The sequence below is a fragment of the Porphyromonas sp. COT-052 OH4946 genome (genome assembly GCF_000765965.1).
Classification (GTDB): Bacteria; Bacteroidota; Bacteroidia; order Bacteroidales; family Porphyromonadaceae; genus Porphyromonas; species Porphyromonas gulae.
The window spans coordinates 133,951-145,823 of record NZ_JQZY01000015.1 but is presented as its reverse complement, the minus strand read 5'-3'; the positions used below and the strand labels follow the sequence as shown (position 1 = coordinate 145,823).

Below are 11,873 nucleotides of genomic sequence, written 5' to 3'. Positions count from 1 at the left end.
TGAAGTGATTTAAACTAATTGATCCAATGAGAAACAGCGTACTAATAGCTAAAATTGTTATATTATGGGTGACCAAACTCATTCATAACAACATCCCTATGTACGCTGTGTTGGACAAACATACAATAAAAAGTGAAATATTGCCTCATTTATGTGTGGCCAAACGTGGTTTCGTAACTCAAAGTAGTCTTGTTGAAATCGTAAATGCCATTCTTTATAAACTGAAAACAGGGTGTCAGTGGAAATATTTACCTGTAGATTCCCTGTTCAGTGACAAGGTTCTGACCTATGGTGCGGTATTTCATCATTATAACAAATGGAGTAAAAAAGGTGAATGGAAATCTCTTTGGCTTCATCTTTTGAATAAGCACCGTACAAAGTTTGATATGTCAAGTGTAGACCTTGACGGAAGTCATACGGTAGCTATGCGTGGTGGAGAGGAGGTTGGTTATCAGGGTAGAAAAAAGCGCAAGACAACCAACGCTCTTTATATTACAGACCGGCAAGGCATACCGGTTATCATGTCTTCGCCTAAAAGCGGCGAACATCATGATACTGATGACATAAAAAACGTAATCCGCTCCATGATGCATGACCTTGGGATTGCAAAAGTCAGAACAGATGGTCTTTTCTTGAATGCGGATGCCGGATTTGACTGTAAAGCTCTTCGAAGTGTACTTGGCTGTCATGGAGTAGTCTCCAATATCTGCATCAATAAAAGAAACGGGACTCCCAATAATACCATTGTGGACGAACTGTTGTATGCTGAACGTTATGCCATTGAGAGAACCAATGCATGGATGGACAGTTACAGGACTATTTTAAATCGATTTGAAACAACGGTTAGGAATTGGGAATCATGGAACTATATTGCATTTATGGTAATTCTGCTAAGGAAATGTTTGAGAAAAAGAAAAGTTTAAATCACTTCANAAACAACGGTTAGGAATTGGGAATCATGGAACTATATTGCATTTATGGTAATTCTGCTAAGGAAATGTTTGAGAAAAAGAAAAGTTTAAATCACTTCAATTTTAATCCCCCCTTTCCCCTAATTGTTGTCATCTGGAGGCGGTTTGAAGGGTTCGTTAAGCCACTTTTCAAGATCAATTTTGGTAAAAGTGTTCAGCCTTAACGACACGACAAGGTTTGCCAGTCCCCATTTGTAACGAGCAGTATGCTTTAGCCAACAGAGTAGCAACATCGTTGTTAAAGCAGTCCATATCTGCGTTTCCACAGCATTGCGAGATGTCCCAATAAAGCTCTTTATACGTAGTAATTGTTTGAGATTACGGAAGAAAATTTCGATTTGCCACCGTGACTTGTAGAGCGCTGCGACGGTTGATGCAGCTAATTGCATATTGTTAGTGAGCAATTGAAGCGTAAACTCGTGTTCCTCATTCCATATTGCAATGCGTCGAAGTCTTTTCGGGTATTTCAAACTCGTCTTGGCTCCCTTGAGTTTAATAATTTCATCTATTAGTACATTTTGAGCTGCGTGTTGTGGTAAGTCGAGTTCTCGGATAGGCTCATAAAGGAGGTTGTCCCTATGGCGGACTACAAAAAGTACATGCTTGCTGTCCCAATCATTCAACAGTTCGAAATTACAGTAGCCCCTATCCGCCACTACTACTGAATGAGGGGCTATTGGAATGTCAAAAGAGGCTTTGTCGTCTGTACATTTTCCGGTGCTAATGGTCACGAATTCAGGTAGAAGAGTGTCATAATCGAGCAATGTGTGCATCTTAATGGCACCCTTTGTTGTGGTGTAGTGTGCCCAATCGTAAAGGGACAGCGTCAAGCTCACCATTGAGGAATCAAGCAGTTTTATGGGAGCCTTGAAACGGAATTTGCTACGTTGCCACAAGCTCTGCTGTCCAAAATGTTGAAAAGTGGCATAGTAGATATCTCTGAATACCTTACTATTCCTGTGNGCCTTGAAACGGAATTTGCTACGTTGCCACAAGCTCTGCTGTCCAAAATGTTGAAAAGTGGCATAGTAGATATCTCTGAATACCTTACTATTCCTGTGGGCGTTCCGGTAAGCGATGGTAGATTTAGAAGGTGCACGAGCTATTCCTAAGTGGTTGAGATTGCCGTTGGCAGAATTAAGACCATTGGAAATGTCTCTCACAGAGTCGCAGTTTGAGAATTGGCTGAACATCATACTAACAAACTGACTCCAAGTATCGTAACCCTTGCAATGTTTGTCTGTACCTGACTCCCGAATAATCTTTCTAATCTTTTCTTTCGGTAGTTTACCGATGGCTTGCGCAAAGAGTGTTATATTTGTCATAAAGGAAGTGGAGGAGTAGGGCTCTCTTTACTAAGGTAACATTTTGTTCCTTAGCTCTGCTTCCTTTTTCTTATATCCTCCAAAACGTTTAGGACNTTTGTCATAAAGGAAGTGGAGGAGTAGGGCTCTCTTTACTAAGGTAACATTTTGTTCCTTAGCTCTGCTTCCTTTTTCTTATATCCTCCAAAACGTTTAGGACGACATTGCTTCCGGAGCCAAAAGAAAAAAGTTTACGCGCCATGTTTTTAGAAGTTATAAATGCCAAAATTTGGGCACCTAAACGGACTTGATGTCAAATCGATGCTTCTTGCTGTCTATGTGAGTTCATGTTCGAAGATCGTATTGCCGTACCGTTGACTCTGACCGCGATTCTTTTTTCTGCTTTCTGACAGTGCTCGAAAAGCCTCAGACTACGGCCGTATTTCATTATCTTTGTTCTATAATCATGGACTATTATGAATAACGATCTCCAATTTACTATGGTGGCTAAGACCCTTTACGGGTTGGAGGATGTCCTGGCTGCCGAACTAACAGCCCTGGGTGCTGAGGAGGTAACCGTGGGGCGGCGTATGGTCAGTTTTCGAGGAGATAAGAGGATGCTCTATCTTGCTAATCTCCGGCTGCGTACAGCACTGCGCATTTTGAAACCTGTAACGACTTTCCATGCGAAGACGACAGATGAGATTTATGAAAGGCTCAGACTTTTCGATTGGACGACCGTTATGTCATCGGATCAAACTTTCTCCATTGATTCCGTCGTTTATTCCGATTCGTTCAAGAACAGTCAGTATATAAGCTATCGTACCAAAGATGCTTTGGTGGATTTCTTCCGTGATCGTGAGGGCAAACGCCCTTCTGTCCGGCTGTCCAATCCTGATATTCTACTGAACTTACATGTGTCGCACGAGGAAGTAACCCTGTCGCTTGATAGCTCGGGCGAGAGTCTGCACAAGCGAGGTTATCGTGTGGCCGAAACGGCAGCTCCTCTAAACGAGGTACTGGCTGCAGGTATCTTGCTCAAAGCTGGTTGGGATGGCAGTACGGATTTGATCGATCCCATGTGTGGATCCGGAACGTTCCTGATCGAAGCTGCCCTGATTGCCTGCAACATTGCTCCCGGTATCTATCGGCGAGGCTTTGCTTTCCGGCGGTGGGCGGACTTCGATCCCGATCTGTATGATGAGCTGTACCATGACGACAGCGCAGAACGGGTATTCGATCATATCATCTACGGTTCCGATATTTTGCCACAGGCCGTAGCTGCGGCCAGAAGTAATGTGGAGCGAGCCGGTCTTGGCAAGTACATTTCTCTGAGTGTCCTACCCATGCAGCAGCGTCCGAAGCCTGAATCCAGGGCTATGCTCGTGATGAATCCTCCCTATGGAGAACGTATCAAAGTGGAGGATATGCAGCAGTTGTATGCCATGATCGGGGAGCGACTCAAGCATAATTATGCAGGTTGTTCTGCATGGATTTTGGCTTTCAAGCCGGAGCATTTCAATCATATCGGTCTTCGTCAGTCCCATCGAGAGAAGTTGATGAATGGAGCCTTGGAGTGTGAGTTGCGAGGTTATGAACTCTTTGAGGGACGACGCGATTCATTTGCCGAAAGAAAAAGTCGTCAAGCCGAAAGAGAACAAGGCGTAGGACGGAAAATCGACCGTCGTGACGTTTCTGCCGGAAGGGAAAGACGCCCCAACTCCATGGATCGAGAAAATAAGCCTCCTTATCGTTCTCCTCGTCCTGATAAGCCTTTCAGAACTTCCGATAAAAAGAAAAGAGAGCATAATGATGAGCAGCAACGAGAGACTCGCTGGCCGAACGATAGGTTCCGATCTTCGGATGAATCTGAAAGAGGGCCTCGCAAATCCTCTTCAAAGCGGATTCAGGTGATCCGCAACGAAGAATAATAAAGAATAGAAAATCAAATACAATAGATAAATGAAGAAGATAATCTTCCAACGACTATTTCTGTCTGTTTGTGCCCTTACAGTGGCCTTGCCTTGTTCGGCTCAGTCTCCTGAAACGAGCGGCAAGGAGTTTACTCTTGAGCAACTGATGCCCGGAGGAAAAGAGTTTTACAACTTTTACCCCGAATACGTGGCCGGTTTGCAATGGATGGGAGACAATTATGTCTTTATCGAGGGGGATGATTTAGTTTTTAATAAGGTGAATGGCCAACCGGCTCAGTCTTTCAGATTGTCTGCTGCAGACCTCAATGCACAGATGCCGGAGGGATGCAAATTTCAGACGACCGATGCTTTCCCTTCATTCCGCACACTCGATGCCGGACGAGGCCAAGTAGTTCTCTTTACACAGGGGGGATTGGTCGGATTCGATATGCTTGCCCGAAAGGTAACTTATGTTTTCGACACCGATGGAGAGACAGCTTCTCTGGACTTTTCTCCTGTGGGAGACCATGTGGCCTATGTCAAAAAGCACAACCTCTATATCGCCCGTGGGGGCAAATCCGGAGAGGGTATGCCACGAGCTATCGCTCTGACAGCAGATGGGACTGAGACGCTTGTCTATGGCGAGGCGGTACACCAACGAGAATTTGGCATCGAAAAAGGTACATTCTGGTCTCCAAAAGGTAGCAGCCTCGCTTTCTATCGAATGGATCAGAGTATGGTGAAGCCTACCCCGATAGTAGATTATCATCCGCTCGAAGCCGAGTCCAAACCGCTTTATTACCCCATGGCCGGTACCCCCTCGCACCACGTTACGGTTGGGATCTATCATTTGGCTACGGGCAGGACTGTCTATTTGCAAACGGGTGAGCCGAAGGAAAAATTTCTGACGAATCTGAGTTGGAGTCCGGACGAAAAGATCTTGTATGTAGCCGAGGTCAATCGTGCTCAAAACGAATGTAAGGTAAATGCCTATGATGCTGAGACCGGTAGATTCGTCCGTACGCTGTTTGTTGAAACCGATAAACATTATGTAGAGCCGTTGCATCCCCTGACATTCCTCCCGGGAAGTAACAATCAGTTCATTTGGCAGAGCCGTCGCGACGGATGGAACCATCTCTATCTGTATGATACTACAGGACGTCTGATCCGTCAGGTGACAAAAGGGGAGTGGGAGGTGACCAACTTTGCAGGCTTCAATCCTAAGGGAACACAGCTCTATTTCGAAAGTACCGAAGCCAGCCCTCTCGAACGCCGTTTATACAGTATCAGTGTCAAGGGTGGAAAGACGAAAGACCTGACTCCCGAATCGGGAATGCATCGTACCCAACTATCTCCCGACGCTTCGGCTATAATCGATGTTTTCCAGTCGCCTACTGTTCCGTGTAAGGTTGCGGTGACAAATATCGGCAAGGGGTCTCGCACTCTATTGGATGCTAAGAACCCCGATACGGGCTATGCCATGCCGGAGATCAGAACGGGTACCATCATGGCTGCCGATGGGCGGACACCTCTTTATTACAAGCTCACGATGCCGCTTCGCTTCGATCCGGCAAAGAAATATCCTGTTATACTCTATGTTTACGGAGGACCTCATGCCCAGCTCGTAACCAAGACATGGCGCAGCTCTGTCGGTGGGTGGGATATTTACATGGCACAGAAAGGCTATGCCGTCTTTACGGTGGATAGTCGCGGATCTGCCAATAGAGGGGCTGCTTTCGAGCAGGTTATTCATCGTCGTTTGGGACAGACCGAGATGGCCGATCAGATGTGCGGTGTGGACTTCCTCAAGAGCCAATCATGGGTGGATGCCGATAGAATAGGAGTACACGGCTGGAGCTATGGCGGCTTTATGACTACGAATCTGATGCTTACGCACGGCGATGTCTTCAAAGTCGGAGTAGCCGGCGGGCCTGTCATAGACTGGAATCGATATGAGATTATGTACGGTGAGCGTTATTTCGATGCGCCACAGGAAAATCCCGAAGGATACGATGCAGCCAACCTGCTCAAACGAGCCGGTGATCTGAAAGGACGACTTATGCTGATTCATGGAGCGATCGATCCGGTCGTGGTATGGCAGCATTCGCTCCTTTTCCTTGATGCCTGTGTGAAGGCACGCACTTATCCCGACTACTACGTCTATCCGAGTCACGAACATAATGTGATGGGGCCGGACAGAGTGCATTTGTATGAAACAATAACCCGTTATTTCACAGATCACTTATGAACATCCTTTTATTAGGCTCCGGCGGGCGCGAACATGCCTTGGCTTGGAAAATAGCCCAAAGCCCGCTAACGAACAAACTCTTCGTTGCTCCCGGAAACGGGGGGACGGAGGATGTAGCGATCAATATACCCGAAGTGGATGTGAACGACTTTGCTGCCGTTGCCGGAGTGGTACAGCGCGAGTCTATCGACCTGCTGGTAGTGGGGCCTGAAGAACCCCTCGTACGCGGCATAGAGGACTACTTCCGAAATCACGACTCACTGCACGATCTCCTCATCGTAGGACCCGATGCCAAGGGGGCACGTTTGGAGGGAAGTAAGGATTTCAGCAAGTCTTTTATGAAACGGCACGGTATCCCTACTGCCGCTTATCAGACCTTCACGGCTGACCAAATAGATGCAGGCAAGGCATTCATAGATACGATGCAGGCTCCTTATGTATTGAAAGCCGATGGTTTGGCTGCCGGTAAGGGGGTGATCATCGCTCCGACGGTAGAAGAAGCCAAACGGGAGTTGGCCGAGATGCTCGGTGGTAAATTCGGTGCTGCAAGCCGTCATGTGGTGATCGAAGAGTTCCTCGATGGCATAGAATGCTCCGTATTCGTTGCTACGGATGGCAAAGACTATCGTATACTTCCCGTTGCAAAAGACTATAAGCGAATCGGCGATGGAGATACCGGTCTTAATACCGGCGGAATGGGGAGCGTTTCGCCTGTTCCTTTCGCCGACGAAGCATTCATGCGGAAGGTGGAGGAGCGGATTATCCGGCCTACAATATCGGGACTGATAGCCGAAGGGATCGATTATCGCGGATTCATCTTCGTGGGACTGATGAATGTAGGAGGAGATCCTTATGTGGTAGAGTATAATTGCCGTATGGGAGATCCGGAAACCGAAGTGATCATGCTGCGAATCGGATCGGACTTTGTGGAGCTGCTTCGCCGAATAGCTGTGGGTAATATCGGTGATTACCAGATGCAAGAAGATCCTCGCTTTGCTGCCTCGATCATGCTCGTGTCGCGAGGTTATCCGGGTAGTTATGAAAAGGGAATGGAGATGGATATCCCCATCCCTCCGGCCGATACGATTCTGTTCCATGCCGGCACTATGGCAAGTGGGGGGAAGGTATATACCAATGGCGGTCGCGTCATGGCTGTCAGCAGCTACGGAGCGACACCGGAGGCCGCCTTGCAACGTTGCTATACCCACGCTCAGCAAGTGCTCTTCGATGGTAAGAATTATCGTCACGATATCGGCCAAGACATGCTTCTTTGGGCGAAAGCCGAACGTTAACAGTGACAAGAGCTGAAAGAACGTATTTAGTGCCGGCTACGATATTGATTGCCCTCCTGTGTAGGATACTATCCTACGCATGGGGGCTTTCTGCTGATATCTCACCATCAGGAGACAGCTTTAGCTTCTTTGGTACGATCCCTTCTTTGTGGCAGAGCATGGGCTCGTTTGCGATCGGGCTGATCGGATCTTTTATTGCAGTTCGGTTTAGTGCTTTCTATCTGTTGCTTCATGAAGGCGGATTAAAGTTATTCGCCTTTCTGATGATCCTTCTGCTCAATACCCATCAGGCTTTCTTCTCCATACAGCCGTACTCGCTGTCGATACTGCTATTCGTAGCACTCTTCTTCTGTCTGTTCGGCACTTATGGGCATAGCAATATTCCGCGAAAGACCCTCAACGTAGGCTTTTGTATCGGACTTTCTGCCGTGCTTTGGTCTCCATCTCTGCTTCTTGTGCCGTTTATGCTCATACAGCTTTATCCGATGAAGAGTTTGTCTTTCAAAAATCTGCTTGCTTTTTTCTTCGGACTGTTTCTCCCTCTGTGGTGTTGTCTTCCTTTGTTCCTATTGTTCGGAGAGGAGCAGTACATTATCGACAATCTTAACCTTCTAAGCCAGTGGGGTTTTTCCTATCCGACTTCCCACGTAAGTGCTTGGAAGTGGTTGTATCCGTCTCTTTTGTTGGCGTTGTATCTTATCTCCTTCGTCTATTTGCAGCTGACATACACGAGAGAAAAAGTTATCGCACGTATTTACTTCTTTAGCCTTTTGTGTGCCGGTTGCTATATGCTGCTGCTTTCTGCAGTCATGCCTGCTGCTTCGGACGGATTTCTTTATTTGGCTACATTCCCCATATCGGTACATGGAGCGCGTTTCCTGTATTCTCAGAGTCGCCGTCCTGCCAATATCCTGATTTCTCTTATCCTCCTTGCCTTTCCCATCTCTCTATTCGTGTCATCTTTTTTCCTTTGATTTTTCAGTACACGTCAGTTTCCGGAATTTTCTCGTTTTGCAGTCTGCAAAACGTGGCGTGAGAAAATTTTTTTTCTTAGACCGTGTAGAAAAAATTTACGCCCGTAAACGAAATTTTTTTGGCGTCACAATTTTAGAATTTACGCACCGTAATTGAGCTGATTTTGGTCTGCTTTTGGGGGACTAACAGCTGCTTGCCTATAGCCTTTCGGAGTCAGGATTTTATGATGCCGTTCGACGATGTTATGAAGCTCAATTGCTTCATGCTAAAAAAGGGAGCTTTATTTCCTATCTTATTGTCTATGAGTTTGTTTTCTGTTTTTGATGTCCATTTGGGGGATTCCTCGTTTTGGCCTGAAATTGTTATCATATATAGCCCAAAATGCCGAGTTGTCCGTTTGCTGTTGTTATAAAAAACAATATCTTTGTTCCCATCGTAGTGGTCCCTGCTCGTCTCGAACAAGTTGAGTGGGGTGTAAGAGGGAATCGGGTGAGAATCCCGAGCAGTCCCGCTGCTGTAAGCTTCTACCGCCGTGTCGGTTTTTGATGGGCGGACTCTTGTCGCTTTCCAAATGATGCCACTGTTCATTCTCTACTACAGGTGGAGCTGAATGGGAAGGCGCGACAAACAGAAAAGAGATGAAGTAAGCCAGAATACCTGCCTCTACGAGTTGCCTATAAAGTATGGAGAGAAGACCTCGAGGAAAGGAGTCTCCCCGGCACTAAGAGAATAGATCTCGGAAAGTATTTTTTTACAATAACGTATTACAATGGAAGAGGTAATCCTTCGCATCGTAAAGCGTGATGGTCATGTGCAGTCGTTCGATCCGGAGAAAATCCGTCAGGCGATAATCAAGGCTTATCGCGCAGGGGGTGTGCACGAAGAAGTTGCACGTATCGACAATATTGTCCAGTCCGTAACCGATTTTGCCCGTCAGAGCGGTGAGCTTGTCACCGTGGAGCAAATACAGGATCGTGTCGAGGAGGAACTGATGCGTTTGAATCCTTTTATAGCCAAGAAATATATCATCTATCGTGAGTGGCGCACCGTAGAGCGTGACAAGCGTACCTCCATGAAGCATACGATGGACGGCATCGTAACGATAGAGAAGAACGATGTGAATCTGGGCAATGCCAACATGAGCTCGCATACCCCTGCAGGCCAGATGATGACTTTTGCTTCGGAAGTGACCAAGGACTATGCCAGCAAATATCTGCTTCCGCTGCGTTATAGCAGAGCGCACAGGGCAGGAGATATACATATTCATGATTTGGACTATTATCCGACGAAAACGACTACATGTGTCCAGTACGACATAGCAGACCTCTACGAACGCGGATTCCGCACAAAAAACGGCAGTATCCGTACACCGCAGAATATCCATAGCTATGCAACGCTGGCTACTATCATATTCCAGACAAATCAGAACGAACAGCATGGCGGACAAGCTATCCCAGCCTTTGATTTCTTCATGGCTCCGGGTGTGCACAAATCGTTCGTCACGCATCTCATAGAGCGTCTCCGCTTCGTGCTCGAGCTCCGGCAGCCAACCAATACCGACTTAAGTACGACTCTTCCCAAGGCTATTCGGAACCTAACGCCGCTTTTGACAGATTCACCTCAGGAGGCCGGGAGGCTATATGAGGGACTTTGTGCGGCGTCTTTTCCATTTTCGAGTACAGAGGTGGAGATCGCTCTTGCCACAGCTTTCCGAAAGACGCGTAAGGATACGCATCAGGCTATGGAAGGCTTCATTCACAACTTGAATACGATGCACTCTCGTGGAGGCAATCAGGTTGTTTTCAGCTCCATCAATTACGGCACCGATACTTCGCCCGAAGGTCGAATGGTGATGGAGGAGCTGTTACGTGCTACGGAGGAAGGTTTGGGGCATGGCGAAGTACCCATCTTCCCGATTCAGATCTTCAAAGTCAAAGAGGGGATCAACTATTCCGAAGCGGATGTAAAGTTGGCATTGGAAAACTTCGATGACGCGATCGCCGGTAAGATTCTTTTCTCTGCTCCGAACTTCGATTTGCTGCTGAAGGCTTGTGCCACAACGGCCAAAGCCCTCTTCCCGAATTTCGTCTTTCTCGATACACCATTCAATCTGCATGAGGGTTGGCGGGCAGACGATCCCAAACGTTATCTGCAAGAGGTGGCTACCATGGGTTGTCGTACGAGAGTATTTGACAATGTAAATGGACCGAAGTCATCGATCGGACGAGGCAATCTCTCTTTTACCTCCATGAACCTTCCCCGTTTGGCTATCGAAGCCAGACATGAAGCAGAGGAGGACTGCCCTGATGGCGACAAGGAAACGATCCGCAGTGAAGCACGTCTTCTCTTCTTGGAGGGTGTCCGCCGAATGTCTACACTCATTGCAGACCAACTCTATGACCGCTATTGCTATCAGCGTACAGCATTAGCGCGCCAATTCCCTTTCATGATGGGGAATGATGTTTGGAAGGGTGGTGCTGCCTTACAACCGAACGAAGAAGTCGGCGATGTCATCAATTCCGGTACTCTTGGTATCGGTTTTATCGGTGGGCACAACGCGATGGTGGCCATCTATGGTGAAGGACATGCTCACAACAAGGCAGCTTGGAATACGCTATACGATGCCATTTCGGTCATGAATGATGTCGCTCAGGAGTATAAACGGAAGTATCGTCTGAATTACTCTGTTTTGGCTACTCCGGCAGAAGGTCTTTCCGGTCGTTTTACCCGAATGGATAGAAAACGCTATGGGATTATTCCCGGGGTAACGGATTTGGACTATTACGTCAATTCTTTCCATGTGGATGTTCGCGAACCGATAGGTATAGCCGAGAAGATCAAGTGCGAGGCTCCTTTCCATGCTATTACTGGTGGCGGCCACATTACTTATGTAGAGTTGGATGGCGAAGCCAAGAAGAATGTGTCCGTTATCTTGAAGATTGTCAAGATGATGAAGGACGAAAATATCGGCTATGGCTCGATCAATCATCCTGTGGACACCTGCAAGGGCTGTGGTTTCAAAGGTGTGATTTACGACAAATGTCCTGTATGCGGCAGCGATCGGATAGCTCGTCTGCGACGTATCACCGGCTATCTGACAGGAAGCCTCGATACATGGAATTCAGCCAAACAGGCCGAAGAGCACGATCGTGTAAAACACCTATAATACT

General features: G+C 47.1%; 7 protein-coding genes and 1 riboswitch. Of the genes, 6 read left to right on the top strand and 1 reads right to left on the bottom strand.

Annotated elements, in window-relative coordinates; all coding sequences use genetic code 11:
• Positions 1 to 26: 26 nt before the first annotated feature.
• Entirely contained in the window at positions 27 to 923 is an 897-nt protein-coding gene (locus tag HQ50_RS07155; RefSeq protein WP_080732613.1) for an IS5 family transposase, read from the top strand.
• Positions 924 to 1,051: 128 nt separating this feature from the next.
• Here the strand turns inward: HQ50_RS07155 and HQ50_RS07150 are convergent, their stop codons facing one another.
• The gene (locus HQ50_RS07150; protein ID WP_039429325.1) at positions 1,052 to 2,296 is read right to left on the bottom strand and encodes an IS4 family transposase; all 1,245 of its coding nucleotides are present in this window, start codon (positions 2,294 to 2,296) and stop codon (positions 1,052 to 1,054) included.
• A gap of 455 nt (positions 2,297 to 2,751) precedes the next feature.
• On the opposite strand from HQ50_RS07150, the gene HQ50_RS07145 reads away from it, so the two are divergent.
• The 5 genes from HQ50_RS07145 to HQ50_RS07120 all read left to right on the top strand — a co-directional run bounded on the left by HQ50_RS07145 (position 2,752) and on the right by HQ50_RS07120 (position 11,869).
• The gene (locus HQ50_RS07145) at positions 2,752 to 4,206 is read left to right on the top strand and encodes a class I SAM-dependent RNA methyltransferase (protein ID WP_039429322.1); all 1,455 of its coding nucleotides are present in this window, start codon (positions 2,752 to 2,754) and stop codon (positions 4,204 to 4,206) included.
• 31 nt (positions 4,207 to 4,237) lie between these two features.
• Positions 4,238 to 6,436: a S9 family peptidase gene (locus tag HQ50_RS07140; protein WP_039429320.1), complete on the top strand. Its 2,199-nt coding sequence runs from the start codon at positions 4,238 to 4,240 to the stop codon at positions 6,434 to 6,436.
• Positions 6,433 to 7,728 (top strand): phosphoribosylamine--glycine ligase, encoded by a 1,296-nt coding sequence (gene purD / locus HQ50_RS07135; RefSeq protein WP_039429319.1) that lies wholly within the window; start codon positions 6,433 to 6,435, stop codon positions 7,726 to 7,728. The genes HQ50_RS07140 and purD overlap by 4 nt, the downstream gene beginning before the upstream one ends.
• A 2-nt stretch (positions 7,729 to 7,730) precedes the next feature.
• Entirely contained in the window at positions 7,731 to 8,702 is a 972-nt protein-coding gene (locus HQ50_RS07130) for a DUF6427 family protein (RefSeq protein WP_026292247.1), read from the top strand.
• 423 nt (positions 8,703 to 9,125) lie between these two features.
• Positions 9,126 to 9,383: riboswitch (cobalamin riboswitch) on the top strand.
• A gap of 89 nt (positions 9,384 to 9,472) precedes the next feature.
• A complete protein-coding gene (locus HQ50_RS07120; protein WP_039429317.1) occupies positions 9,473 to 11,869 on the top strand; it encodes an anaerobic ribonucleoside triphosphate reductase in 2,397 nt (798 codons plus the stop codon).
• The last annotated feature ends 4 nt before the right edge of the window (positions 11,870 to 11,873 follow it).

What these genes read in the sequence shown, in the direction of transcription:
- HQ50_RS07140 (WP_039429320.1), top strand. Translation starts at nt 4,238, where the DNA reads ATGAAGAAGATAATCTTCCAACGACTATTTCTGTCTGTTTGTGCCCTT.
- HQ50_RS07145 (WP_039429322.1), top strand. Translation starts at nt 2,752, where the DNA reads ATGAATAACGATCTCCAATTTACTATGGTGGCTAAGACCCTTTACGGG.
- purD (WP_039429319.1), top strand. Translation starts at nt 6,433, where the DNA reads ATGAACATCCTTTTATTAGGCTCCGGCGGGCGCGAACATGCCTTGGCT.
- HQ50_RS07120 (WP_039429317.1), top strand. Translation starts at nt 9,473, where the DNA reads ATGGAAGAGGTAATCCTTCGCATCGTAAAGCGTGATGGTCATGTGCAG.
- HQ50_RS07155 (WP_080732613.1), top strand. Translation starts at nt 27, where the DNA reads ATGAGAAACAGCGTACTAATAGCTAAAATTGTTATATTATGGGTGACC.